The 26,085-nt window shown below is 52.2% G+C and carries 19 protein-coding genes; 10 read left to right on the top strand and 9 right to left on the bottom strand.

Going from position 1 to position 26,085, the window contains the following annotated elements:
• Window positions 1-322: 322 nt before the first annotated feature.
• Window positions 323-1,153: a hypothetical protein gene (locus tag HUU10_11555; GenBank protein NUQ82235.1), complete on the bottom strand. Its 831-nt coding sequence runs from the start codon at window positions 1,151-1,153 to the stop codon at window positions 323-325.
• 74 nt (window positions 1,154-1,227) lie between these two features.
• Window positions 1,228-3,450 (bottom strand): carbohydrate binding family 9 domain-containing protein, encoded by a 2,223-nt coding sequence (locus HUU10_11550; protein NUQ82234.1) that lies wholly within the window; start codon window positions 3,448-3,450, stop codon window positions 1,228-1,230.
• A 76-nt stretch (window positions 3,451-3,526) separates the two neighbouring features.
• On the opposite strand from HUU10_11550, the gene HUU10_11545 reads away from it, so the two are divergent.
• Both HUU10_11545 and HUU10_11540 read left to right on the top strand, forming a co-directional pair.
• Window positions 3,527-3,859, top strand: a complete 333-nt coding sequence (locus HUU10_11545; protein NUQ82233.1) for a stress response translation initiation inhibitor YciH — start codon at window positions 3,527-3,529, stop codon at window positions 3,857-3,859.
• Window positions 3,856-6,162, top strand: a complete 2,307-nt coding sequence (locus tag HUU10_11540; GenBank protein ID NUQ82232.1) for a PAS domain S-box protein — start codon at window positions 3,856-3,858, stop codon at window positions 6,160-6,162. Before HUU10_11545 ends, HUU10_11540 begins: the two co-directional genes overlap by 4 nt.
• A 7-nt stretch (window positions 6,163-6,169) precedes the next feature.
• Here HUU10_11540 and HUU10_11535 read toward each other — a convergent pair whose 3' ends face one another.
• The gene (locus tag HUU10_11535) at window positions 6,170-10,732 is read right to left on the bottom strand and encodes an alpha-hydroxy-acid oxidizing protein (GenBank protein ID NUQ82231.1); all 4,563 of its coding nucleotides are present in this window, start codon (window positions 10,730-10,732) and stop codon (window positions 6,170-6,172) included.
• Window positions 10,733-11,097: 365 nt separating this feature from the next.
• Between HUU10_11535 and HUU10_11530 the strand changes: the two genes are divergently transcribed.
• Entirely contained in the window at window positions 11,098-12,726 is a 1,629-nt protein-coding gene (locus HUU10_11530; GenBank protein NUQ82230.1) for an acyl--CoA ligase, read from the top strand.
• 29 nt (window positions 12,727-12,755) lie between these two features.
• On the opposite strand, the gene HUU10_11525 is transcribed toward HUU10_11530, so the two are convergent.
• On the bottom strand, window positions 12,756-13,586 hold the full coding sequence (locus HUU10_11525) for an enoyl-ACP reductase (protein ID NUQ82229.1): 831 nt from the start codon (window positions 13,584-13,586) through the stop codon (window positions 12,756-12,758).
• 185 nt (window positions 13,587-13,771) lie between these two features.
• On the opposite strand from HUU10_11525, the gene HUU10_11520 reads away from it, so the two are divergent.
• From HUU10_11520 to HUU10_11495, 6 genes are all read left to right on the top strand, one after another.
• Window positions 13,772-15,112 (top strand): TolC family protein, encoded by a 1,341-nt coding sequence (locus HUU10_11520; protein NUQ82228.1) that lies wholly within the window; start codon window positions 13,772-13,774, stop codon window positions 15,110-15,112.
• Between the two features lie 15 nt (window positions 15,113-15,127).
• Entirely contained in the window at window positions 15,128-16,405 is a 1,278-nt protein-coding gene (locus HUU10_11515) for an efflux RND transporter periplasmic adaptor subunit (GenBank protein ID NUQ82227.1), read from the top strand.
• Window position 16,406: 1 nt separating this feature from the next.
• Window positions 16,407-17,135, top strand: a complete 729-nt coding sequence (locus HUU10_11510) for an ABC transporter ATP-binding protein (GenBank protein NUQ82226.1) — start codon at window positions 16,407-16,409, stop codon at window positions 17,133-17,135.
• Between the two features lie 4 nt (window positions 17,136-17,139).
• A complete protein-coding gene (locus HUU10_11505) occupies window positions 17,140-18,369 on the top strand; it encodes an ABC transporter permease (protein ID NUQ82225.1) in 1,230 nt (409 codons plus the stop codon).
• Window positions 18,366-19,592, top strand: coding sequence for an ABC transporter permease (locus HUU10_11500; GenBank protein NUQ82224.1), 1,227 nt, complete (start codon window positions 18,366-18,368; stop codon window positions 19,590-19,592). Before HUU10_11505 ends, HUU10_11500 begins: the two co-directional genes overlap by 4 nt.
• Before the next feature lie 65 nt (window positions 19,593-19,657).
• Window positions 19,658-20,158: a hypothetical protein gene (locus HUU10_11495; protein NUQ82223.1), complete on the top strand. Its 501-nt coding sequence runs from the start codon at window positions 19,658-19,660 to the stop codon at window positions 20,156-20,158.
• Between the two features lie 45 nt (window positions 20,159-20,203).
• Here the strand turns inward: HUU10_11495 and HUU10_11490 are convergent, their stop codons facing one another.
• The 5 genes from HUU10_11490 to HUU10_11470 form a co-directional block, all read right to left on the bottom strand.
• Window positions 20,204-21,406 carry a sodium:proton antiporter gene (locus HUU10_11490; protein NUQ82222.1) on the bottom strand — a complete coding sequence of 401 codons (1,203 nt, stop codon included), beginning with the start codon at window positions 21,404-21,406 and terminating at the stop codon, window positions 20,204-20,206.
• A 102-nt stretch (window positions 21,407-21,508) separates the two neighbouring features.
• Window positions 21,509-22,453, bottom strand: coding sequence for a tetratricopeptide repeat protein (locus HUU10_11485; GenBank protein NUQ82221.1), 945 nt, complete (start codon window positions 22,451-22,453; stop codon window positions 21,509-21,511).
• Window positions 22,450-23,517: an MCE family protein gene (locus HUU10_11480; GenBank protein NUQ82220.1), complete on the bottom strand. Its 1,068-nt coding sequence runs from the start codon at window positions 23,515-23,517 to the stop codon at window positions 22,450-22,452. The genes HUU10_11485 and HUU10_11480 overlap by 4 nt, the downstream gene beginning before the upstream one ends.
• Window positions 23,518-23,536: 19 nt before the next feature.
• Window positions 23,537-24,304 (bottom strand): ATP-binding cassette domain-containing protein, encoded by a 768-nt coding sequence (locus HUU10_11475; GenBank protein ID NUQ82219.1) that lies wholly within the window; start codon window positions 24,302-24,304, stop codon window positions 23,537-23,539.
• Window positions 24,294-24,986 (bottom strand): ABC transporter permease, encoded by a 693-nt coding sequence (locus tag HUU10_11470; protein ID NUQ82218.1) that lies wholly within the window; start codon window positions 24,984-24,986, stop codon window positions 24,294-24,296. The genes HUU10_11475 and HUU10_11470 overlap by 11 nt, the downstream gene beginning before the upstream one ends.
• 315 nt (window positions 24,987-25,301) lie before the next feature.
• On the opposite strand from HUU10_11470, the gene xth reads away from it, so the two are divergent.
• Window positions 25,302-26,063, top strand: coding sequence for an exodeoxyribonuclease III (gene xth / locus HUU10_11465; protein ID NUQ82217.1), 762 nt, complete (start codon window positions 25,302-25,304; stop codon window positions 26,061-26,063).
• Window positions 26,064-26,085 lie beyond the last annotated feature (22 nt).

Raw genomic sequence — 26,085 nt, 5'->3', positions numbered from 1 at the left:
CGTACTCCTTGTTTTTTGTTGTTTTGAAGGTTTCGGGCCCGGAAACCGACAACAAGGTCGTTTATGGGGGGGGGGCAAAAACAAGTGGGTGTCAACGGACAAAAGTTAATGTTTGATTAGAAGTAATCGGGGTGTTGGAATCTACTTCACCAGAATCAGGGGAAATGGGTGAGGTGCAGACGTGGCTCGGGTTGGTGAAGGAAGGAATGAGCTGATCGGGTTACCCGACGGGTCGTTTTTCGGAGAGGGGCCAAATCTGACTAAACAAAAAACCCCGTCTGCCGGATGACAAACGGGGTTTAAAAGAAATCCCGGTGTTTGGTTACCGGCTGATGGTTTTCAGATAAGGTGAATCGGGAAAGAGTTCGGCGAGACGTTTTTTTACAGCCGTTTGTCCATCCTGATCGGCCAGGGCCACATACGCCTTGTATTCAGCCACCAGAGCGTCATGATACTGACGGCTTTGCGGATCCTTGAGCAGTTCCTTCACCTGTTTGATGATATTAAGTGCTTCGGTCGGATTGTTCAGTTGCTGGAACAAAAACTCGGCCTGCATGATCCGGAAATCGGTGTTATCGGGTAACTGCACTTCGATTTCGCGGAAAAGGGAATAAATGGCAGGGATGTCGTTCTTTTCCTTCAGGTATTCCAGTTTCGTGTAGAAGTAGGCATTCATCTGACGCTGAATGCTTTCGGCACTGGGTTTGCGCACGGCACCTGCCACTGCATAATCATACACCAGATCACCACCCAGCCGGCCGGTCAGAATCACAGCGACCGAGGCCCATAAGCCAACCACCAGCACCACATAGTAACTGGCATCCTGATTAAACCGCAGAAGGGAATCCTTGAACTGCATGTACAGGAAGGTGAGAACCGTCAGAGAAAAAACCGACCACTTGGCAATGGTTCCCCATTGTTCATGTTCTTCGATGGCCCCTTTCACCCCGGGGATTTTTTCAACCAGTTCTTCAACGGCTCCGCCCGAAAAGTAGGAAAGCAGCAGGGCGACCGATGAAAGCACAAACAGCGAAAAAGAAGCTTTAAGCAACCATTCCTGATGAGCGAAACGGTAGATGATCAGGACCAGAATTCCTGCTGGAAGCAGGGCAACCGAAAAGTGGGCAAGAAAAGGATGAAGTTCTGCGAACATAGTCAGGGGCTCCGGATACTAATTTATAGACGGTTAAAATAGACAGGGCCGTTGGTAAAAACAAAAACCGCCGGTCAGAATCCGGTGGTAAGTGTGTACTTCAGGGCAATAACCTGAGAGTCGAGTGCCGGCCTGCCCGGATCGGCGGGATCGCGCCTGATCCAGCCGGAATGGGTGAGTACCAGATACAGATTGTTTCCTTCTGATGGCTGATAACGGAACCTCAGGTTTGCAGACAGCCGGTCCGTGAGGGTGTTGAGCTGAAGAAACAGGGTGGAAAGAAAGGTAACGGTTGGGGTCCACTTTAACCGGAGGCCAAGCAGATTGGCCTCATAGGACCCGGTTTCCCAATCGATGGTCTGGTGCTGGTACGATCCCCCCAGCGTCCAGTGGTCACCGGCATACCAGTCGGTTTCGCCCGACACCTCTGCATACCAGCCATCGAAGTACCGGCCGCCGGTGAGGGAACCAATGACTTTAACCCGATATCCGTTCGGATTTTCACCCGTGATACCGGCACGCCAGGACTGATAAGAACCCGTCCGGATCCGGTAGCTGCCAAGATCGTATTCATCCGCCGGAAAAATGTCTTCCTGTTCAAGACGGATCCACTGACTCATGATGGCACCGGACCGGAATTCCGAGATGAAGGCAGATTCCAGAAAACGGTTTTCGGGTCGATGGTCCTGATTCCAGGTTATTCCGCCTTCGTTCTTCCAGTCGGTCAGCCGGAAACTGCTTTCTGCGGAGGACAAGGACACATGGCTCAGGTATCCGTAGACTGCATCATACCCGCCCCGCGTGGTGATGCCGCTACCCGGCTGAAAACCGTCGCCAACCCGGGTGAGTTTCAGGAACGGACGAAGTCCGCTGGCCTGGACCGACCCAATGCTGCTTTCGGCCGCCCAGCGGTCGGCAGGACCGGTCCCTTCATTCTGAGCGGCTGCACGCATGGTCCAGCGGTAATGGGTGTTGAATCTGATTTCGGCATCGGTTCCCAGCACCGTCACCGGTGTGGACTTGCCATCATCGGCCCGGTGAGTCAGCATGGCCCCGATAAAACTTCCGTTGCCAAGAACCGAATATTTCTCGCGTAAGACGGTTTGCTGAGAGCCCGGAACCACGCCATCCGGTGTTTCATGAGTCCGCACCGTCAGAACCCCAAACTCGTGGTCCCCCGTCCTGCCGGTCAGACGAAGACCACCCGGAATCGGTACCGGCCGGCCGTTATCCAGCCCGATCCGGCGACTGTAAAACACCCGTGCCGTTCCGATGTTCATCGTGAACAGACCGGCCTTTTCGAGAAAGAAATCGCGCTTTTCGGGATAAATCAGCCGGAAACGGGTCAGGTTCAGTTGTTCATCATCGATTTCAATCTGTGAAAAGTCCGGATTAAGGGTTAGATCAAGCGTGATGTTCTTTGCCAGACCAAACTTCAGATCCATTCCCGTGCCGGAAAGAAACCGGTCCAGATCGGGATGATCGGAATAGTGATGACGCCTGAGTCCGTTGGTGGTGGTTTTCCATCCGTTGGTTCCATCCGGCGGAACGGCCTGAGTGCTGACCTGTCCCGATTGGTAAAAAGTGAGGTAGTAGGGATTCTTGCTCTGCAGGTCACGGAAGGTGACCCGGTGCCCTTTTGAAATTTTAAACCGCGGATTGGGGTAGATGGACGAAGAAATCCATGGTGAGATGACAATTTCCTTCTTTCGCTGTATGATCCGGCTGAAAACCATGGCCATGGTAACCTCTGGTCCGCTTTCAAAGCGGAGAGACCGCCATGGAATCCGGTACTCGGCCACCCATCCGCTGTCCAGAATGGAACAGGAAACATCCCAGTGAGTATTCCAGCTGCCATCGTAGTTGCCTTCTCCATCGCCGGAAAAGGTGTAATCATCGCGGACACCGGTTGGGGTGGTGTGAAATGCAAATCCGTTCAATCCATCCAGATGGGAGTCAATGACCAGAATAAAATGATCATCCTTACGGGTCAGACCGTCGCGTTCGAAAATGCGGGCAATGATTTCTGAAGGTTCCGGGTCGGCCATGAAGGCCCCTGCGTAGAGATAGTCATCATCATACAGCAACCGGACCTCGGTTCGCTGCGTCGGTTGAACGCCATCTTCGGGTTGAATACGGGTAAATTCGGTGAAAGGAGTGGCTTTCTGCCACTGAGGTTCATCCAGGCGCCCGTCCGTCAGGATGGTCCCCTGAATCCGGATGGCTTCCGGTGTCTGACCGTTTCCGGGGGTGAGAATGCAGGTGAGAAACAGAAAAAGTAAAGTGAACCGGGTCATGAATACCAATCATTTCTATCGTCAATATACTGATGGCATTTGACCATGCCAATACTTTTTCTAAATTTGATCCGGAATGGCCACACTAGCTGAACTTTTAAAAACACGAAATGCCGGATTGGCGGATAAAGCCGATGAAATGGTCCGGGAGAAAATCCGTCAGGAAAATGCCCTGACCATTTCCGAGTCACGTGATGGACGACGCGGGAAAACCGTGACCATTATCAGTGGATTCACCCATGGCGACCACCGGATTGATAAACTGGCTTCTTCGCTGAAAAAAACCTGTGGAGTCGGGGGAACCGTGAACCGGAATACCATCGAACTGCAGGGATCGGTGACCGACCGTGCTGCCGCTGCCCTTACTGCTGCCGGCTGGGCCGTTAAATCCACCCAACCACGACGATGAAAAACCCTCCCGGCCTGATGATACCAACGGTTTTCAGTCATCTGAGTATTGGTATTATTGTCGTGGACCCGCAGTTCACCATTGTGGATGTCAATGAAGCGGCCACCAAAATTCTGGGTCTTCAGCGGGACGATCTGGTTGGAAAAAAAACCAATTCCTCCGATTGGAACCTGATGTTTCCGGAAGGAGGCATCTGTCCGTGGGAATCGTATCCGGTTAACCAGACCCTGATGACCGGAAAGCCGGTCAGGGAAGTCACTCTGGGTATTCCGGTTCCGGGGAAAGACCAGCCTGCCTGGCTGCAGATCAGTGCAGAACCGGTCCCCGGCGAAAATGGTCACCCCGGAATGGTGGTTTGTTCTTTTGATGACATCACGCGCGTGAAAAACGCCGAACTGACCATCCGGGACAATGAGGAACGGTACCGCCTGCTTATTGAACAAACCGGACAGATCCTGTACGACTATGATCTCCGGTCCGGACAGATTATCTGGTCCGGGGCCATCGAAACCATTACCGGGGCCTCGCCGGAAGAGTTCAGATCGGTTAACAGCGAGCAGTGGGAAGCCATGATTCATCCCGATGATCAGGACATGGCTTCATCGGTCCTGTATGAAAGCATGAAATCGGGTAACCGGTATCACATGGAATACCGGCTTCGGAAAAAATCGGGTGAATACCTGTATGTCGAGGATAACGGTATTTTCATCCGGGATTCCGGAGAGGAAGTCATCCGGATGCTCGGGACCCTGAAGGATGTATCCGACCGGCGCCGGTCCATTGAAATGATCAGGGACAATGAGGAGCGGTTCCGGTCGCTGATTGAAAGCGCACGTGACGTGATTTTTACTCTTGCTCCGAACGGGGCGGTCACCTCACTGAATTCCATATTTGAAACCATGACCGGGTGGGAACGGCAGGAATGGGTGGGAAAACCCATTATCAACCTGTTTCATCCCGATGACCTGCCCGAGTCGATGCAACTGTTCACCAGTGCCCTTCATGGTTCCTCGAACATTCTGACCGAAAAGCGCATTCGTCTGCGGGATGGAGAGTATGCCTCCTGCGAAGTCACCATTATGCCACAGATCATGCGTGGCCAGGTGGTGGGTGTTCTGGGATTTATCAGGGATATCACCCACCGTAAAAAAATGGAAGATCACCTGCGTCAGGCGCAGAAGATGGATTCCATCGGGACGCTGGCCGGCGGAATTGCTCACGACTTTAACAACCTTCTCAACATTATGGTGGGAAACATTCATTTGTTGAGTCAGGATGCCGGCTTGTCAGAAAAGGGGCGGAAACGGCTGGAATCCATTTCAAAAGCCGCTGACCGGGGCACAGGACTGGTGAGGCAACTGCTCACGTTTGCCAAAAAAGGCGACCTGCTGCTTGAGCCCATTAACCTGAACATCATCATTCAGGATCTGGTGAAACTGCTCGAAGAAACCTTCCCCAAGAACATTGCCATCCGTCTTGAGCTGGTGAATGAAATTCCCATTCTTCTGGCCGATGCAAACCAGCTTCACCAGGTCTTTCTGAATTTATGTGTGAATGCCCGGGATGCCATGCCCGAGGGCGGGACCCTCACCATCGGTAGTCAGCTGGTCAGCAAAGCGGCGGTGGATGGAAAGGATGCCACCCTGAATCATGACCGCTACATCGAAATTTCCGTGACCGATACCGGAATGGGAATGGATGAATCGACACGGCAGCGGATATTCGAACCGTTTTTCACCACCAAGGGATCGGGAAAAGGGACCGGTCTGGGACTGTCGGTTGTTTTCGGGATTCTTCAGAATCACCGGGGCCACATTGCGGTTACCAGCTCACCCGGAAACGGAACCCGGTTCAGTGTGTATTTCCCCGTTCCCGAAACCCTTCCCGAATCGGAATCGGGAGAAACAGCCGCATCTGAGGATACCCCGGGCGGCACAGAAACCATTCTGCTGGTTGAAGATGAATGGATGATCAGGGAAATCATTGCCTCGATGCTCGAGGAAAAAGGCTACACGGTGCTGCAGGCCGAAGACGGACAGATGGCTGTGGAAACGTTCACCGCCCAGCATGCAGCCATTGACCTGATTGTCTCAGATCTGGAAATGCCGCGTCTCGGCGGCCGCGATGCATTCCTGCAGATGAAACAGATCAAACCGTCTCAGGCGGCCATTGTGGTGTCCGGATTCATTAATCCGGAACTACGGGTGGAATTGACGAAGGCGGGTGTGAAGGCCCTGATTCACAAGCCGTTCCGGCCGGACAATCTTCTGAAGATCATCCGCCGGATTCTCGACTCTCAGTAAAACAGGTTTAGTGTTTGTGCGGTTCGGCCGCGATCTCGGGCTTTTTAACCGGTGTAACAGCCGGTATGGCTGCCACAAAAAGCGACCGGATGGAAGCCAGATCTTCTTCAATTAACCTTGCCTCGGCTTGTTGCTCAGCCGCACCGGTATCGATCAGTTCATCCCGGTAGTCGGTTAACAGCTCACTGATTTTTTCCACATCGGAATCACCCAGTTCGCGGAAGTTAATTTTCGCGTTCGAAGCCAATCGTTTCTTCAGTCCGTCCACCGTCAGGCCGAGTTCGGGGTATAACCGGAAGTACACGATTCCGCCGGTCATTCCAGAACACATCCACGGTCCCGGATCTCCCAGAACGAGGACTGTGCCGCTGGTCATGTATTCAAAGGCAAATCCCTTCAGGGCCGCATGCGCCAGCACATCGGCAGGTGCATTCAGATCGTACCGGTCGGTGATCCGCTTACCGAATACCACTTCGGCGCCCGATAACCGGATGCAGGTTCTCGAATCGGCATAACCCTGAACGAAAAACCGTCCGGCCTGTGCCCCGTAGGCAAAGCACTTTCCGACCGATCCGTCAATGGTGCGGGCGTTGTGATTCAGTCCTTTCAGAATGGTCATTCGTCCGCCGCTGGCACCTTTGGCCGACCCATCCTGCACCCCTCCCTGAATCCGGATACGCAGGCTCTGATTGATAAAGCTGCCGAGTCCGTTTCCTGGAATGGAACCGCCGGTCAGATCCATGAAAATTTCACCATTAAACGGAGTTCCCTTCAGGGCCTGACGGGACAATTCCCCGCTGGTGGCTGCACCAACCGCGCGGTCGGTATTTGCAATACGATCATCGCGGTACAGGATCTTTTCCTGACCACGTTCAATGGTCCGGATCAGGGTTTCCCCGATCATTTTCGACAGACCGGTTTTTGGTTTCTGAACCATAAACCAATCGGAATCCCGATGGGCGCCAGATACCGGACCCGGAACGGGAAGGGTCAGCGGGCGCAGGTCAATTTTATCGGCTGCACGGGATTGTTTCAGCAGATGGTTCTGCCCCACCAGATCCTGTAGCCGGCGGAAGCCAAGGGCTGCACCCTGTTCGGCCAGGGCAGACTTCATGGTTTGAAGCATGTGGGAAAGATGCTGAACCGCCAGATCATAGTTCCGTGGTTCATAGGCAGTCAGTCCGGCAGAAAAGGCTGCTTCCTGTGTGGGGAAGTGAGCGGTGATTCCCACATGGCAGGTACCGGTGTTGCAATCGCGGCAGATGGTACACCCGATGGATACCATGGCCAGGGTTCCAAGTCCGACCCGGTTGGCACCGAGAGCCATGAGCTTCAGAATGTCGTCGCTCGATTTCACACCGCCATCGGCCCACAATTCAACTTTGTCGCGCAAACCGGACTGAACCAGCGCCTGATGACTTTCAAACAGAGCCAGTTCAGTAGGGAATCCGACATATTTGAGTGAATGACGGCGGGCCGCGCCGGTTCCGCCATCGAATCCCGATATGGCAATCACATCAGCACTGGCCTTGGCCACGCCGGTTGCAATCGGTCCGATGTTGGGAATGGCCGGGATTTTTACCGAGATGAGCGCAAACGGATTAACGGTTTTGAGCTCTTCGATCAGCTGGGCCAGGTCTTCGATGGAATAAATATCATGGTTGTTGCTTGGCGAAATCAGATCCACACCAATATTGGTATGACGGGCTTCGGCAATTTTAGCCGTGACTTTAAATCCGGGAAGGTGACCTCCCTCGCCGGGTTTTGCTCCCTGACCGATTTTGATTTCGATGAAACGGGCCGAGTTCAGCAGGGTGGCATTCACCCCAAACCGTCCGGAGGCCACTTGTTGGCCACGGTTCCGGTAATACTTACCCATGATTTCGGGAAGTTCGCCTCCCTCACCGTTCATACAGACCAGGTTTTCCCTGGCAGCGGCTTCTGCATAGGCCTTGTAACTGATTTCGCCCTGGGAGCCAAAACTCATGGCCGAAATGTAAAACGGACCGTCATATCCATCGATGGAAACATCGCAGGATTCGGCAGCCGGTTTTCCGGTTTCGATGTCGAGAAGGTGGCGGATACCCACCGGTGTTTTCTCGGTGACCTTCCTGAGTTTATCCAGATAGTCCTGATAGGTTTGTTTTCCCTGAGCCACATCGGCAATGGATTTCCAGACTTTCGGGTACAGGTGGCTGTCGGGTTTCAGGCGAAGCAGGTCTTTTTCCAGTGCCTCTTTGCGTTTGGAAAGAGCGGCCGTGAGGTTTCCGAAACCATAACCAGCCTGGTCGTGACCCAGTGCGTTGGTGATTCCAATGGCCTTGGCGAGATCGTGCTTCAGTCCGATGGCAGCAAAGAGCGGGGCATAGCCACTGATATCGTGAATTCCCAGGGTGGAAATAACCTTTTCGATTCCGCTTACCATGGCGGCGGTGATCAGTTTCACCTTTTTATCAGCACCCTCCTGATTTTCGAGTGCCCGTTCATAAGCCAGATAGGGAACCAGAGCGTCGGCGCCCAGGCCAAGTGCAACGATGAGATCGTGGGTGGTCCGTAACTGTCCGGAAACCAGAATGATTGAACACTCCAGCCGCAGACACCGTCCGCGGATTCCGGTTTGTGCATCCAGCGCCCGGTTCAGTTTTGCAAGAAAAACAAACGGATCGAAGGCATAGGTCGGATGGGTAAAAAAGGACCGGTCATCCAGTACCAGAACGGCTCCCGAGGAAGTGGCCAGTGAATGGGTGATCAGATCGATTTTCCGATCATAATCGCTTTCGGTCGGGAATTCGGATTCTGAACTGAGCGAGACGGTGATGACATCAAGATGCTTGCCCGCATCACGCAGCACATCCGCAAGAGTCAGGTCGGGTGAATGGGCGCTCAGCCAGGAATCGTTGTGCAAACCGCCAACCAGAACCGGGTGGTCGATCAGCAGCTGATGTCCGTTTGAGTCGCGCCATCCCGGACGGGGACCGATAAAAGTCCGCAGTGAAAAATGATCGCCTTCGCGTTCCCGGTCAATGCTGGGGTTGGTGACCACGGCCACCCGTTCCTTGATGTACTCGGGAATGTTGGTAATGTCATCCACCAGAAAAGCCAGCGGTCCGTCATAACCGGTGGCGGCAATGGGTTCCTTACCGTTCGACATGAAACAGGAAATGTCATCCCATTCATCTGTCTTCCAGCCCATGGCCATGTAATGATTCACATTGACCGGTTTACAGTCGGTGCTGGTTTCGCCGGATTCACGGGCAGGACGCAGCAAAGTCGGAGCGGATGCAATGGATCCTCCCACGCGGTTCACCACAAAGTCACGAAGTTTCTGGTGGCTGAATACCTCAACGCCTCCCTGAATCATCTGATTGCCGATGGAATCGCCAACGACAATGGGCCGTTTCAGCCAGATTCCCTTTTTCTCGCCGGGGGCAATGGGAACCGGATCGGATTCCATGCTTTCGAAATCAATAACGCCTTTTTCTGAAGAGGCATAAAATTCTTTATCGGTTTCACCATACCAGAGCGGACGCAGACCGAGCGCATCCACCGAGAAAACGATTTCATCACCCTGGCGGGCAATGATGGCGGCGGGTCCCTGGGCAATTTTGCCAATCACACGGCGGAAGTGGGTGTACAGTTCACGTGCCTTCGGTTCCATTTTATTGATTTCGGACCAGACCGGCGGGAAGATCATTTCCATGGCTTCCATCAGAGAGAAATCCTCGCGGAACATGAGGTTTTCAACCATCCGGTCCAGATCCTGACTATCCGACCCGTTCTCGACCAGTTGAATACCCAGCCGCTGAGCTTCTTTCCTCAGGCGCATGATGGTGTTGATCTCGCCATTGTGTCCCAGCGTGGAAAACATCTGGGCCCGCTCATGGGTCGATTCGGTATTGGTGGAGTACCGGCCGTGACCGAGTGAAATCGCACTGCGGAAATCGGGGTGTTTCAGTTCGGGAAAGTAATTCATCAGGGTGCGTACATCACCCCGTACTTTGTAAATCACCGAGTTCTGGCTGAAGGAAACCACGTGAACATCGGGGAACAGTTTTTCAATTTTGAGATGAAGTTCGTGACTTTTGGCTTCAGCAATGGTGCGGCGACCGTGCGGTACCATCGCCATCTGCCAGTGAAGGGGTTCCAGAGCCAGTCCGCGCGGACCCAACGCATCGCGGTCCACATCGGCTGCGGCTGAATGAATGACGTCGTACCCTGCTCCGCTCAGCAACCGGCGGATGGCTTCAATTACCGACTGCTGATGGTCAGTATTGCTCCGGCGGATCATCAGGTGAAGTACGGTGAAGAGCGGATTATACACCTGCCGTGAATCGAGTCCGTTTAATTCCAGTTTCCGGCCCCAGATCAGCTTGGGGATATCGGTCTGGATCCCGGTCCCATCACCTTCCTGGTTGATTTCGCCGGTCCGGTGACCCATGTTGTCGAGCGCCCGCAGCACCCGGCGGACATTACCATGTGTGGCCACACCATTCTTCCTGACCAGGGCAATGATGGCACAGGAATCGTGCTCGGCATCGAACAGATTGATTGAATACAGGTTGTTTTTCATAACAGACTCCTAAAAACGGGGGTCTTCCCTCAAAAAGTAAATTTCGTCTTCTGTCGTCAAGTTGTCAAATCGCTTGCCTTACAAATTAATTTTTATCGCCATGAAACTTAAATTACATAGGCTGTTCGGAACAAACCATGCCGGGTGGAAGGGTTTTTCTGTGGTGTCTGACTTTAATAGTTTAAGTATTCGGCTGCTGGGATCTGATCCGGACAGAAGCCACAAAATATGGACGGTTTCAGAAAATTCTGCGGATAACCGGCCGTCTGGTGAAATTTTGTCCTGCATTTTGGACGGAATTCAGGAGGGGGATTTTTTACAGGATCATCCGGTGCTTCTATCTTCGTCCGAAAGGAGGTTGAGTCATGTCTGATCTGGAAGTGCGGATAATGAACGGGAGGTCCACCGCAAAAGTCCCTGCCTCAGAGTCCATGGTTCGCGTAACTTCAATCGGGGCCGTGCTGTCTGAGTGGGCCGGAAAAAAGGGAGGCGAGCCCTTCTATACCTGGTACCAGCGCGAGAAGGCAGTGCAGTCCTGGTCCTGGTCCGGATTTGATTCCCACGTGAACCGGCTGGCGGGTTTCCTGTCTGCGGCCGGAGTGAAAACCGGCGGGCGGATTGCCACGGCCGGAGCCAACCATCCGGCGGTGATTCTGACCTATTTTGCCGCATGGAAACTGGGGGCGTGCGTGATTCCGCTGAACATGGGCGAAGACAATCAGCGCCTGAAGACGATTCTGACACAGGGTGATCCCGGAGTGATCATGGTGCTGGATGAGGAAATGGATCGGGTTGGTCCGATGGCAGGCGGACGGAAAGTTGTCTCTTCCAGAGAGGTCATGTCCGTTTCCGGACCTGAGTGGAAGGCAGACCCGGCAGTTTCGTTACTGAACCATGAAGCACTGATTGTATATACTAGCGGGACAACCGGAGCACCCAAGGGTGTGGTCCTGAGTCAGTATCAGTTGCTGGTGGATTCGTTTGAGATTGCCCGGTGGCACCGGCTCTCCGAAAACGATCATCTGCTCTGTGTATTACCAGTCCACCACGTGAACGGCACGGTTGTAACCCATGTGACCCCGCTGGTGGCCGGTGCACGGATTTCCATGATGCAGAAATTTTCTCCCGATGGAATGGTGTCTGTCATCCGGTCGGCCGGCATCACGGTGACCTCGGTGGTTCCCACGCTTCTTCAATATTTATGCGAGGCCGCACCACCCGATTCCTTTGCGGGAACCGCACTGCGACATGTTATTTGCGGGGCGGGTCCGCTGACGGTGGATCTGGCCATGAAAACGGAAAATCGTTTTGGCATTCCGCTCATTCACGGATACGGCTTATCTGAGACCACCTGCTATTCCTGTTTCATTCCCATTGATACCGATCGGGAAACCCGTCACCACTGGCTGTCTGCACACGGATTCCCCAGTATCGGGGTTCCGCTGCCCTGCAACGATATGGATATACAGACCGATAGCGGAGAGCCGGTGGCCGATGGCATCCGAGGGGAAATTGTGATCAGAGGTCATAACGTGATGAACGGTTATGATCAGAATACCGAGGCCACCGATAAAGCGTTCACCCACGGCTGGTTCCGGTCGGGTGATGAGGGGTTCCGGTTAACCGATGGAGGGGGAAGGACCTGGTTTTTCATCACCGGCCGGTTTAAAGAACTGATCATCCGTGGCGGGGTCAATCTTTCACCGCTGGAAATTGATGAAGTGATCAATCAATGTCCTGGAGTCAAAGCCGGACTGGCCATCGGGTTCGATAACGACTGGTATGGCGAGGAAGTGGGTGCCATGGTCATCCGCTCGGCACCGGACCTGACGGAAGAAGCCGTGATTGCCTTCTGCCGGGCCCACTTACCGGCTTCAAAATGTCCCAAAGTGGTGGTATTTACCGACGAATTACCCGTAACATCGACAGGTAAGTATCAGCGCGGAAAGGTGAAAGACCGGTTTTCAGCGTGGAAAACCACTCAGTTCAGATAAAAAAAAAGGGGACCGGAGTCCCCTTTCATTCAGCTCTTCATGCCTTTTTCCAGCACTTCGAACAATTTGTCCGAAATGCCCATGCTGCTGAATCCACCATCGTGGAACAGATTCTGCATGGTCACCTTTTTTGTGAAGTCGGAAAGCAGAGATACCACGTAATCGGCACATTCCTCTGCGGTGGCGTTGCCAAGCGGAGACACCAACTGAGCAAATTCATACATGGCATCAAAGCCGGCAATACCGGTTCCGGCACTGGTCTTGGTTGGGGATTGAGAAACGGTGTTCACCCGGATGCCCCGACTTCCGAGATGGCTTCCAAAGTTACGGGCAATGGATTCGAGCAGGGCCTTGGCATCATTCATATCATTATACTTGGAGAAGATGCGCTGGGCACCAATGTAGCTGAGTCCCACCACGCTGGCTCCGTCATTGATGGCATCGGCATCGAGGGCATGCCGGATGACTTTGTGGAGAGAGATGGCGGAGACTTCCATGGCCTTGGAGTAAAAAGCATAGTTGGTCGATTCGTACGGAATGTTTTTCCGGATGTTCACACTCATCCCGATGGAATGGACGATAAAGTCGGCTTTTCCGATTTCAGCTTTCAGGTCCTTGTAAAGTTTTGCCAGATCCTCATCACTGGTTGCATCGGCGATGAGCAGGGGAGCATTGCCGCATTTCTCGGCCAAAGCGGCGGTGTTGCCAAGCTTCAGAGCAGTGGCCACGTTTGAAATGGCGAGTTTACCACCTTCGCGGTAGATGGCTTCCGCAATCTTCCAGCCGATGCTTTCTTCATTCAGCGGGCCAAAAACAATTCCCTTTTTACCTTTCAGCAGGCCATGACCGGTTGATGACATAGTGAAATCCTTACAATTGGTTAACGGTTACATTATCTTGTCTTTTCTGCGATGATAATAAAAATTTCACCCGAAAAGTACCCGATTTTCGGTTCGTGAACCCGGAATGGGTCTGAACAGCCGAAACAAAGCCAATGGTTTTTCGTTTAACGGGAACACAACAGAATTTAAAACCTGGAGAAAGTATGCGGTTTTTGCTCACCGTTCTGATTGCCAGCCTTGGACTCCTTTCGAGTGCACATGCCCAATCTGCCCGGAAACTGACCTTACAGCAGGCGGTTCAGCTTGCTATTGATAACAACCCCGATCTTCAGAAGATCCGGCAGAACGTGGGCCTGGCCAAAGCCGATTACCTTCGGGCCACCGGCGCGTTCCTCCCGTCGGTCAATGCCGGAATCGGTTGGACTTACAACAACGGATCACAATATGTCAGTCCGGTTTTTCCGATTCAGGAAATCGAGTCCCGTTCATATAACTGGGGTCTCTCGGCCAACTGGAATCTGTTCAACGGCCTTTCTGACTGGAAAGGGTATGAGCAGTCAGAGTACAATCTGGAAATTGCCACCAATACTTTTGCCCGCTCGGCACAAAGCACCATTCTGGATGTCACCTCGAACTTTCTGGTGGTGCTTCAGCGGATGGAACTGCTGAAGATTGCCCGTGAAAATCTGGTGTATCAGGAAGAACAGCTGAAGAAAATTTCCGAAATGACCCGGTTGGGGTCCCGCCCTCAGATTGACTTGTACAATCAGCAGTACCTGAAATCGAATGCTGAACTGGATGTCATTAATGCCGAGAAAAATGTGGCCATCGGTAAAAGCCAGCTGGTATCGATTCTGGCATTGGATCCGACTCAGGAGTATGACATTGTGGTACCCGATCTGGGCGCCGGGAAAGAAACGAATTACGACCTTCCATCCCTGATTGAAGCTGCATTTCGTCAGCGGCCCGATCTGGCAGCATCGAAACTGGCTATCAAATCGAGACAAAATGCAGTCTGGCAGGCCTGGACCGGATACATGCCGTCGTTGGATCTGTCATGGAGCTGGGGTGCGAACGGAGTATCGCCAAGTGTGAACAAACTTTCTGTGGGCGATCAGCTGACCGACCTGCGCAGTTACCGGGTTTCCCTGAACCTGTCCATCCCGATTTTTGACCGGTTCCAGACCAACTATTTCGTTCATCAGGCCACCACCAATCTGCGGAATGCTGAGTATGACCTCTCCAGCCTGGAACGGTCCATTCAGGTCAGTGTCAAGCAGGCCTATCTCGATTATCTGTCTTATAAAAAATCCTATGAAGTCACCCAGGATCAGTTCAAGGCGGCCTCGCTGCTGCGTGAAACCGCACAGGAACGGTACAATCTGGGTGCAGGAACGTATGTTGAGTTGGCCAATGCGGTCAAAGATTTTACCAATGCGGCCAGTCTGGCCACACAGGCCAAGTATCAGTATGAATTCCAGAAGAAAGTACTGGACTTCTACATTGGCAGCCTGAAACCTGAAGATTACATCACCATCCGATAAAAGAGGCATCATTCCATGGCTCAGACCAAATCCAGAAAAAAAGCAATTATTGTTATTTCGCTTATTGTCATCGTTCTCGGTGTCGTAATCGGCTTTGCCCTGTTCGGCAAAGAAGACAAGGGAATGACCGTGACGGTTGAACCGGTACAAAAACGAACCATTACCCAGGTGGTGACCGCTTCGGGAAAAATTTATCCTGAACTGGAAGTCAAGATGTCTCCCGATGTTTCCGGTGAGGTGGTCCGTTTGGCGGTTAAAGAAGGTCAGGAAGTCAGAAAAGGGGATTTTCTGGCCGAAATCAGACCTGACATTTATCAGTTCCAGGTCGACCAGAGTCAGGCGGCTTTACAAGCGGTGACTTCTCAGTATGAAAAGGCCAAAAAGGAATTTGAACGGATTGACGGCCTTCACAAGAAAAACCTGGTTTCCGATTCTGAAATTGAACAAGTACGTGTTTCTATGCAGGTGGCCGAGTCGGATCTGCAACGAACAAAGTCGAACCTTGAGCAGGCTCAGGAAAGCCTGAGGAAAACCCGGGTAGTGGCCCCCATTACCGGTATTGTATCCTCGCTGTCGGTTGAAGAAGGCGAGCGCGTGGTGGGAACCAGTCAGTTTTCGGGAACGGAAATGATGCGGATCGCCGATTTCAGCCGGATGGAAGTGAAGGTGGATGTCAATGAAAATGATGTGGTGAATGTGTCGCTCGGAGATACCGCCCGTATTTCGGTGGATGCCATCAAAGGCAAAACGTTCAATGGTATCGTGAAGGAAATTGCTCACTCACCGGTCACCACCGGATTGGGAACTCAGGAGCAGGTGACCAACTTCCCGGTCACCATTCTGCTGATTGATGAATCCAACCTGTTCCGCAGCGGCATGTCGGCCACAGCCGATATTGAAACAGACCGTGTGGTCAATGCACTCAGTGTGCCGATCCAGTCGGTAACCATTCGTCGTGATCAGCTGGCCATGAAGCCCGAAGGTGGCAAGGATGAGGAGGCTCCTCAGCCAAAACCTGATGCTCAGAAATCGGCCAAATCTTCCCTTTTGAAAACACCGCCGAAACTGGTCTTTGTGGCCGATAGTGGCAAAGCCCGTTCAGTGGTGGTGGAAACCGGCATCAGCGACGACCGTTACATCGAAATTAAATCGGGGCTGACGGGTGCTGAACAGGTGGTTTCTGGTAGTTACCGTGCCATTTCGAAAGACCTTCAGAACGGGACAAAGGTCCGGATCGAGGATACTGAGAAGAAGAAAGCCGGCGGAGAAGCCAAAGAGGAATCGGAGGACTGATATGTCACCAGAAAACCAACTTATTTACATCGAGAACATGACCAAGGTGTACATCATGGGTACACAGGAAGTGCATGCACTCCGTGGGGTCAGTCTCGCCATCGGAAAAAACGAATATGTGGCTGTCATGGGCCCTTCCGGTTCGGGGAAGTCCACCCTGATGAACATGTTCGGCTGTCTGGACACTCCAACCTCGGGCACTTATCTCTTTAAGGGAGAGGACGTGTCGGCCATGAGTGATAATGAGCTGGCACGGATCCGTAACAAAGAGATCGGATTTGTGTTTCAGACGTTTAATCTGCTTCCCCGCTCGAATGCATTGCACAATGTGGAGCTTCCCTTGATTTATGGGGGATATTCATCTTCAGAGAGGCGGGAACGGGCCATTCATGCACTGGAAAGTGTGGGACTGGCCGACCGGATGCATCATAAGCCCAACGAATTGTCGGGTGGTCAGCGGCAGCGGGTGGCCATTGCCCGGGCACTGGTCACTGAACCTTCCATTATTCTGGCCGATGAACCCACCGGTGCCCTCGATACACGGACCGGTGAAGAAATCATGCAGCTGTTCGAAGAATTGTACCGGAAAGGGAACACCATTATTGTGGTGACCCACGAAGAAGACATTGCGCGTCATGCACGGCGGGTGATCCGTCTGCGCGACGGCCATATCGAGTCTGATCAGACCCAGATACCGGTCAGCAAAGCGTCCGAAGCCATTCCGGCCTGACGGTATGAAACGATTTCTCATTCAGACCTGGGAAAGTGTCCGGATTGCCATGCAAAGCATCCGGGCCAACAAACTGCGGTCGCTTCTGACGACGCTCGGTATCATCATCGGTATTGTATCGGTAACAAGCATGAACATGATGATGAGCGGGATCGACAATGCGTTCCAGTCGACGCTTACCATGATTGGTAATGATGTGCTTTACGTTCAGAAATTCCCCTGGTTTATCAACAACGATGAGTTCTGGGTATACAGAAACCGTCCCGAGCTGAAAGAAGAATACACCGACGCCATCAGGGAACAATCCCGTTTTGCCATGTATGTGGTTCCCCGTGCCTTTACGGGCAGCGAGATCAGACGTAACGAAAACAGTGTCTCTGGTCTGGCCGTGATGGGAGTGGTGGAAGATGAACTCAAAATATCGGGGTCCGATATAGCGGAGGGACGTTTCATCACCACTGCCGAAAATGATGCTGCCCGCGATGTGATTGTTCTCGGAGCCGATGTTGAAAAGTCACTTTTCCCGGGTGAATCGGCCATCGGGCAGAAAGTCATTTTACAGAACCGACCTTATACCGTCATTGGTGTTCTGGCCCGGCAGGGAAAATTCCTGGGTGTTTTCAGCCGCGACAACCAGGTGATGGTGCCGTTTAACACCTTCAAAAAATATTTTGGAATCCGCCGCGGAATTCAGATTGCTGTGAAGGTAACCAGTGCGGCGGTTGTTGAGGATGCCAAGGAGGAACTGACCCTGATCCTGAGCCGGCTCAGACGACTCGGCCCGGGTGAGGAACCCAATTTCGCCATCAACCAGCAGGAAGCTTTCAAACAGCAGTTGGATGGAATCTCGGCGGGCATTTACGGAGTCGGCATCTTTATCACCTCACTTTCCCTGATTGTGGGAATGATCGGGGTCATGAACATCATGTTTGTGTCGGTGAAAGAACGGACCCGAGAAATCGGTATCCGAAAGGCACTCGGGGCCACCCGCCGGATGGTGCTTGCTCAGTTTCTCATTGAGGCCATGACCATCAGTTCTTTGGGCGGACTGATCGGACTGGCTCTGTCGGCGGTGCTTAAGTTTGTGATTGACTCCTTCTTTGTGGCTCAGATGCCACTGGATGTGATTCTTATTTCCATCATTCTCTCCCTGCTGGTGGGTCTGATTGCCGGCTACCTGCCGGCCAACGCGGCAGCCAAACAGGATCCCATTGAAGCGCTGAGGTACGAATGATGAATCTGGGTGAACTTTTCAGACTGGCCATGGATTCCATCCGGGCGAACCGGCTGCGCAGCATCCTGACGCTGATCGGCATGGCGGTGGGGGTAATCAGTATCATTGCCGTGATGACGGCGCTGGGCGTGTTGCAGCAATCGGTGGAAACGGGTCTCACCCAGTTGGGAACCAATACGTTCCAGATTCAGCGGACCGATGCGGGAATCAATACCAACAACCGCGAAACCCGTAAGCGCAGGCCGTTGACGTATGAACATTGCATGGCCGTAAAAGAACGGGCCACCCTTCCCAAGTATGTTGGAATTGAGGCCTGGAGTTTTGGGTATATGATCAAATCTGATTTTGATCAGACCAAGCCAGGTGTTCAGGTTGCCGGTGGTGATTATGCCTTTTTCCCGAATAACGGCTATGAGATCGGTGAAGGACGGTCTATCACCGAAGACGATGTGACCTTTGACCGGCCCGTGGCTGTTCTTGGAAAGGACATTGCCTCCATCCTGTTTCCCAATACCAATCCCATCGGCCAGACCGTCCGTTACCGCGGAATGGTGTTCTCGGTGGTGGGGCTTATGGTTCCGCGTGGTGAGAGTTTTGGGCAGAGCATGGACAACCTCATGGTGATTCCGATTACCAGCCTGCTTAAAATCACCGGCTTTGACCACCAGGACATTCACCTGACCGTGATGGCGGCCTCGACTGAACAGATGGAAGCGACGGTGGACGAAGTTTACTCGATTCTGCGTGCAGTGCGACGGGTGGAACCAGGTCTGGAAAATGATTTTTCCCTGTTCAGCAACGATTCTCTCATCGAACAATTCAACTCCTTCACACTGACTTTCAAAATTGCTGCGGCGGGAATTTCTCTGATTGCACTGCTGGCGGCAGGTGTGGGAATCATGAATATCATGCTGGTTTCCGTCACCGAGCGAACCCGTGAAATCGGGATCAGAAAAGCCATCGGAGCTACTCGTTCTTCCATCTGGATACAATTTATTTCTGAAGCGATCATCCTGTGTCAGCTGGGTGGATTGGTAGGCATTGCGGCCGGAATCGGAATCGGAAACCTGGTGGCTCTGCTTCTTGATGTGGAACCTTATTTCCCCTGGCTCTGGACGTTTATCGGTCTGATGGTGACCAGTGGAATCGGGATTCTGTTCGGAACCTATCCTGCAGTCAAAGCCGCCCGGCTCGATCCGGTTGAAGCGCTGAGATACGAATAAGCGATTTTTCCGCGGGCGACAGACAACCAGTTGTTTCATTTGCTGATCTGTTAAGGGGATTCCTCATGAAAAAACGCATCGGCTTCCTTGTCTGGTTTTCAGTCCTTTTAACCGGGTGTCTGCAGGTTTATTACCCGTTCAACTCCTATGATCAGACCGGCTTCGGTGATATCCGTCTGACTGAATCCACCTTCCGGATTACGTTCAAAGGAAAAGTGGATACCCCGAAAGAAGTGGTGGAAGAATTGGCTCTGCTGCGGGCAGCCGAGGTGGCACTGGAACAGGAAGGTCCCTGGTTTGTGGTTCTGAATACAGAGATTCTGGATGAACCCATTTATAAACGGAATCCGGAAAAAATCTCGACCGAAATGAAACGGAGTGATTCCACCCTGACGCGCATTCAGACAGCCGAACCCGGCTATCTGGAAATCAGACACCAATACCATGCCATCCTGATGATCAGCATTCACAAAACCAAACCTGATCAGGCAGCCTTTGTTGCAGAGTATCTGGTCGATTCCATCCGGAAAAAGTACGGAATTAAAACCAAAAGCGCGGTTGACTGATCATGTGACTTGTCCGGAGAGAGCGACCGGGCTGCACCTTTCTTTTTAATTCTTCCCGGATGGTTCAACTTCCAATCGTTCCTTCTCTTTCCCACCATTCCCAATCATACCAATCATCAGCATCATAGCCGAGATCAGAATAACCTGAATGATCAGGGAATTAGAAACCGGTGGTACGACCTGACTGGCGGGTATGCTCAGAAACAACAGGATGGTAATCAGGCCACGTGGTGCGGTAAAAAAAACGGCTGGACTTTTTACTTTATACAGAAGAAGAAGCCCATAGCGAATTCCGTAAATGCCCAGGCTGATGCCCAAAGCCCACACCAGCGTTTCCAGATTGATCAGATCACTGGTTTGAATCTGGTAGCCGAAAAGTAAGAAGAAGAGCACGCGGACCAGGAAGGCAATTTCAACGGTCAGGTCCCGGAATTTATGCACATCATGTGTCATTCCATCCGGATGCAGTCTGCTTATGAACCCGAACCTCCTGAATTTATTCAGATTTCCGAGAAACAGTCCAAACAATAGTATGATAATCAACGCAGGAAGGTGGTATAATTTTGACAAGGAGTAAATGAGAACAATCAGAACGATGATTGGCAGGTATTTGACGTGGTGTTTCAGTTTGCCAAGTAACAGGGCCAGCAACAGGGTGGTTACCAGGGTGATTAACAGAATGAGGGTCATTTCCAATAAAAACTGACCGACTGAAACCAATCCGATGGTCTCATTTAAAATGAGGAAATTAAACAGGATCACCCCTATGATATCAGAAAAGCTGCTTTCATAGGTAATAAATTCCCTGTCTTTTGACAAGAACTTCTGAGCGGTGGGGATGGCAATGGCACTGCTGATAACGGCGAATGGAATGGCGTTGACAAGCGCAATCTTTAAACTGACGCCGGAAAAATATTGAAATACAAAAGCCAGTCCTAAGCTGAACACCATAACAGAAAGCAGTGAGATGGTAATGGTTTTTGAGATAACACCTAGTTTTGAACGGGAAAGTTCAAGCTCGAGGGATCCTTCGAGCACGATCAGAATGAGTCCGACCGTACCGATCACGGGGAGGACCTGAGCTATATCCGGCATGGGAATCTGAAGTAAGATGGTCAGTTGCCTGACGGACCACCCCACAATCAATAACAGAATGACAGAAGGAATTCGGGTAATAGATACGGTAACATCAAACAGGTAAGCAAGTAAAATCAAACCGCAGATGGCAATGATAATTTCGGTGGTCATTCAATATTCCTGAAAATTAATAAATTTCTGTTCCCGTTTGTCATTCATCACCGGAAAGCGTACATGAAGAGAACTTCCGGAAGGTTGAATTTGGGGAACAGGTTATCGGAAAAATCGCTGTCGTAACCGGTCGGCCAGCGGCTGATGGGTGGTGGACCGCATCAGTTGTTCGAGTTGAACACGTGCTGATGGATCGTGGGCGAGTCTGAGTTCGAGCCAGAACGCCTGTGACAAATCACGGTCGGGTTGGCGGTTCAGCTGCGCATTGATCTCCCAGGAGCGGAGGGCGGCCGATTCGGCCTCGCCGGGCTTTCCCAACTTTTCATAACTCTGTGCGATTCCAGACAGATCATCGGCCAGGCCGGAGGCGTTACCCGACTTCTGATCGGCCAGACGTGCCTGTTCGTAATTTTCCAGCGCAGATTTGTAATCACCCAGCCTGAATCGTGACCGCCCGGCTGTGTACCAGGCAAATGCCAGTGCACCGGGGTCTTCTGATTCGTTGATGGATGGATCGGAGAGATCAAGGGCCATGGATTCCAGCCGGTTGACTTCATCCTTCACGCCGGATTGATCCTGGAAAGCCAGCACCCGGTAGGCCTGTAACTGAACAGCCAGCCAGGGATGCTTACCATCAAAGTCGCCAGTGATCTGACGGATCGAATCGGTCCTCCCCAGCAGCCAGAAACGTTCGGCCTGGTAAAGTGTGTGGTAAATAAGGTAATCAGGTTCCCATAAATCTATGAGCTTGCGGCTTTGAATTTCCCATCGGCGGGCAGCAATCTGATCGCCAGCCTGCCGGGCCACACGGGCCATGGCAAGACCCGACCGGATTTTCAGCGGAATGTCATCATGAAGGGTGGCCTGTCCGTACGATTGTTCAAATAATCCCCGGGCCCGTTCGGTATCACCCGACCGGAGGGACTGATAACCTGACCGCAGCGCGCCGGTCACTGGAGAGGAGGCCGGTGAGACCGGTTGGCTTTCTGGCAGGGAAGAGCAGGCGGCAAAAAGTATCGGAGTCAGAATACAAATCAGTTTTTTCATGGCCTCTCCGTTCCCGGACGGTTCGGAAGTCCTTCGGGATCCTGCTGTGGCTGAGGTGTGATTCCTCCCCGGATGAGTGGATTGTTGTTTACTCCTTCAAGGGTTTTTTTGGCTGTTTGAATGGTGGTTCTTCCCTGCAGGATCAGATCGGCCAGTTCGGGTTGTCTGGTATTCACAAAGTTGAGAAGATCATTCATTTCTTCCATGGTCCGGTTCAGTTTGATCATCAGCTCACTGACGGGAGTGATCAGTTTTTCCCGGGTCGGGTCAATCATTTTCACGGCCAGTTCATCGGGGGACTGGTAGTTCTCAATCAGTACATCGGCTTTGGACAACGTCTGGTTGACCTGATCAGCCGTCCTGTCCAGTTCTTCGGCAAGCAGGGTTAGCCGGTTGATGGCGGTGAACAACTGTCCGTCACCGGGCCGGTATTCGCGGTTCAGTTTTTCGACAGTGGTGGTGACCTCGAGCAGGGTCTGATCAAGCTTTTCTGCGGCATTGGCCAGATTCACCATGGCCCGGAAAACCGCTCCGCCCCGTACGTTGTTATCGCGGTTCAGATTATCAAGAAACTGATCCAGATTGGCAACCATGGAGGCAATCGGGTCACCGGTTTTTTCGACCAGGCCGAGTTCAACCAGACGCCGGCCATCGGGAACATTGATGCTGGGAATCAGGCTGCCTTCAGGAAGAACCCTGGTCAGGTCGGGACCCTGAAGCAATTCAATTTTACTGGTACCGGTCAATGGGTTTTTCGCCTTGTTCAGCGCCGAGTTTTCGACCAATTTCCCACGGTATTCCTCGACCACATAAAACTCGGCATCAATCAGGTTCTGATCATTCAGCCGGAAGTCGGTAATCCGCCCGATTTCATATCCTTTGAAATTAATCGAGGTGGAAGAAGAAAGACCTTCGGCATCGAGGAAGAGGGCCCGGAAGGTGTATTTCTTCACAAACACCTTTTGCTGCATGGCCACCAGGATAAGGCCGCCCACAAGTAAAGCCAGCGCGGAAAACACGAAAATTCCGACGATCCGGTTGGCATGTTTGAATTTGAAAGCCATTGAAAGCATAAAACTCCGGTCAGGTCCGGTTAATCATGTGAGTCTGCCGGTCATCGGCCAGCAAACGGGTGGTAATGGCATGTGTACTGTCATGAATATCATCAAGAGATCCGAAATCAATCAAGGTTCCGTGATCCAGTACGGCAATTTTGTCGGCCAGTTCATCCAGGCCGATCAGACTTTGTGTGGCACAGACGACCGTGGTTCCGCTTGCCTTCAGGGAAGCCAGTTCCATCATGAGTCGTTTGCGGTTAACGGGATCAATACCGGTGAGGGGATCATCCGCCAGCAGAATATCGGGTCCGGTCATGAGGGCACGGGCCCAGCCGGCCAGTCGGCGCTGAGTCAGAGAGAGATCGGCCGGTCGGCGGTCAATGGATTGGATGATTCCAAAGCGGGTCAGCATGTTTTTGATCTGATCGGTTTTTTCCTCAATGGTCAGGTCGGGCAGGTGCTGATTCAGCGGAAGCATCAGATTTTCCCTGATGGAAAGATTCGAAATCAGGGCGGCATCCTGAAACACAAATCCCATTCGTCGTTTTAAGCGGGTCGACTCTGCAGGCGTGAGGTTACCCACCACCATTCCATCCACCAGAACTTCTCCCTCATGCGGATGGTAAATTCCGGCCAGCAGTTTCATGACCAGCGTCTTTCCCGAGCCGGTTCCGCCGAACAGTACGGTAAACCCGGACCGTGCAATGGCCAGGGAAAAATGCTGAATGAGCAGGCGGGATTCCTGTCCGAAGGTAACCGAGTTGAGGGAAAGAAAACTGGCGTCAGATGACATACAACCCCAGCGCAAATAACACGTCTATGATCACCATCCACAGAAGCGAATGCACCACCGATTTGATTGTTCTTTGCGGAACTTCCGTGGAGGCATACCGGACCTGAAGACCATGATAGGAGGCGATCAGGCCGACAGTCAGGCCAAAGACAATGGACTTTCCGAGCACGGCCAGCATATCGGTGACGGTAACTTCAGACAGCAATTTATAAAAGAAGTCATCAATTGAAACCGAGACAAACAGGGAAGAGACGGCCCATCCTCCCAGCAACCCGGCCACATTGAAATAAATGGTGAGAGTGATCATGGAGACCACCACCCCGAACACACGCGGTGCAACCAGATACGAGATCGGGGAGATTCCCATGGCGGTGAGCGATTCAACCTCATGATTCACCGACATGTTTCCCAGTTCGGTGGATATGGCGGTTCCAGATCGGGAGATAATGATAAAAGCGGTCATCAGGCCAGACAATTCCCTGACGATAACCGAGACCAGAATGATATAGAGCAGGTCTGAATTGGCGAATCCGGTTATCACCAGATGCCCCTGAATGATGATAATCCCGCCAATGGCAATGGCAATGACCGAAACCAGAGTCAGTGCCTCGTAACCGGTGAACAGAATCTGCCGGATGAGTACCACCGAGGAGACCTGCCTCTGTATACCCAGCATGAACATGTGCCGGATTCCATCAGTGGCAAAAATCAGGAACCGGATAAAATTCCGGATGCGGTCCAGAAGATCCTGACCCAGATAATCGACAATGGATGTAAAAAAGGCTGACAAAGGGTCCTTTGCAAAAAATTCAGGTTATCTGAAGATATCCGGCCGGAAGATGTGGCCCTGTATGATGATTGTGTCACACAAACCGGGCATGCACTCTTTTGCCGGCAGGATTAAAGTTACAAAAGCTGACGGATAAACCGATCTTTCGGCCGGATTTTGTGACGGGTGACTCCTTAGCGGATATTTGAAAAAAAAAGAGGATGCGGAATGAAACTGATCTCCTGGAACGTGAATGGAATTCGGGCAGTGCAGAAAAAGGGATTTATCGATTGGGTGATGAAGGAACAACCCGATATACTTGGAATTCAGGAGACGAAAGCATCTCCCGATCAGCTCGACCAGCAGTTGCTGGAAATTCCCGGATACCATGTTTTTTTCGATTCCGCGGAAAAAAAGGGTTACAGTGGAACGGCGGTTTACACAAAGAAAAAACCTGTTTCCTTTTCGGCCGGACTTGGGATCGCCGAGTTTGATACCGAAGGCAGAACCTGCCGGCTCGATTTTGAGGACTTTGTTTTCTTCAATATTTACTTTCCCAATGGCGGCCGCGGCGACGACCGGGTTCAGTTTAAACTGCGGTTTTACGATGCGTTTCTTGGAATTTGTGAAGACCTGCGTAAACAGGGCCGGCCGGTGGTAGCCTGCGGGGATTACAACACAGCGCACAAGGATATTGACCTGGCACGTCCGAAGGAAAACCAGAAAACCAGTGGATTTCTGCCTGAAGAAAGAGCCTGGCTTGATAAATATGTGGGAATGGGCTACCTCGATACGTTCCGCCAATTTGATACATCGCCAGAGAAATACACCTGGTGGGATCAGCGGTTCAACAGCCGGGAAAGGAATGTCGGCTGGCGGATCGACTATTTCTTCGTGACGCCCGATCTGAAATCCCGGCTGGAATCGGCATTTATCCTCGATCAGGTGATGGGATCGGATCACTGTCCGGTGGGAATAGTCCTGAAATGAAGGGGTTGCGGTTAAGTCAGGT

Source organism: Bacteroidota bacterium (assembly GCA_013360915.1).
In the GTDB taxonomy this organism is placed as follows: Bacteria; Bacteroidota; JABWAT01; order JABWAT01; family JABWAT01; genus JABWAT01.
Note: the sequence above shows the minus strand (reverse complement) of the source record. Positions and strands in the feature narration are given on the sequence as shown.

What these genes read in the sequence shown, in the direction of transcription:
- HUU10_11535 (NUQ82231.1), bottom strand. Translation starts at nt 10,732, where the DNA reads ATGAAAAACAACCTGTATTCAATCAATCTGTTCGATGCCGAGCACGAT.
- HUU10_11555 (NUQ82235.1), bottom strand. Translation starts at nt 1,153, where the DNA reads ATGTTCGCAGAACTTCATCCTTTTCTTGCCCACTTTTCGGTTGCCCTG.
- HUU10_11500 (NUQ82224.1), top strand. Translation starts at nt 18,366, where the DNA reads ATGATGAATCTGGGTGAACTTTTCAGACTGGCCATGGATTCCATCCGG.
- xth (NUQ82217.1), top strand. Translation starts at nt 25,302, where the DNA reads ATGAAACTGATCTCCTGGAACGTGAATGGAATTCGGGCAGTGCAGAAA.
- HUU10_11475 (NUQ82219.1), bottom strand. Translation starts at nt 24,304, where the DNA reads ATGTCATCTGACGCCAGTTTTCTTTCCCTCAACTCGGTTACCTTCGGA.
- HUU10_11540 (NUQ82232.1), top strand. Translation starts at nt 3,856, where the DNA reads ATGAAAAACCCTCCCGGCCTGATGATACCAACGGTTTTCAGTCATCTG.
- HUU10_11545 (NUQ82233.1), top strand. Translation starts at nt 3,527, where the DNA reads ATGGCCACACTAGCTGAACTTTTAAAAACACGAAATGCCGGATTGGCG.
- HUU10_11550 (NUQ82234.1), bottom strand. Translation starts at nt 3,450, where the DNA reads ATGACCCGGTTCACTTTACTTTTTCTGTTTCTCACCTGCATTCTCACC.
- HUU10_11470 (NUQ82218.1), bottom strand. Translation starts at nt 24,986, where the DNA reads ATGTTCATGCTGGGTATACAGAGGCAGGTCTCCTCGGTGGTACTCATC.
- HUU10_11510 (NUQ82226.1), top strand. Translation starts at nt 16,407, where the DNA reads ATGTCACCAGAAAACCAACTTATTTACATCGAGAACATGACCAAGGTG.
- HUU10_11490 (NUQ82222.1), bottom strand. Translation starts at nt 21,406, where the DNA reads ATGACCACCGAAATTATCATTGCCATCTGCGGTTTGATTTTACTTGCT.
- HUU10_11525 (NUQ82229.1), bottom strand. Translation starts at nt 13,586, where the DNA reads ATGTCATCAACCGGTCATGGCCTGCTGAAAGGTAAAAAGGGAATTGTT.
- HUU10_11505 (NUQ82225.1), top strand. Translation starts at nt 17,140, where the DNA reads ATGAAACGATTTCTCATTCAGACCTGGGAAAGTGTCCGGATTGCCATG.
- HUU10_11495 (NUQ82223.1), top strand. Translation starts at nt 19,658, where the DNA reads ATGAAAAAACGCATCGGCTTCCTTGTCTGGTTTTCAGTCCTTTTAACC.
- HUU10_11520 (NUQ82228.1), top strand. Translation starts at nt 13,772, where the DNA reads ATGCGGTTTTTGCTCACCGTTCTGATTGCCAGCCTTGGACTCCTTTCG.
- HUU10_11485 (NUQ82221.1), bottom strand. Translation starts at nt 22,453, where the DNA reads ATGAAAAAACTGATTTGTATTCTGACTCCGATACTTTTTGCCGCCTGC.
- HUU10_11480 (NUQ82220.1), bottom strand. Translation starts at nt 23,517, where the DNA reads ATGGCTTTCAAATTCAAACATGCCAACCGGATCGTCGGAATTTTCGTG.
- HUU10_11515 (NUQ82227.1), top strand. Translation starts at nt 15,128, where the DNA reads ATGGCTCAGACCAAATCCAGAAAAAAAGCAATTATTGTTATTTCGCTT.
- HUU10_11530 (NUQ82230.1), top strand. Translation starts at nt 11,098, where the DNA reads ATGTCTGATCTGGAAGTGCGGATAATGAACGGGAGGTCCACCGCAAAA.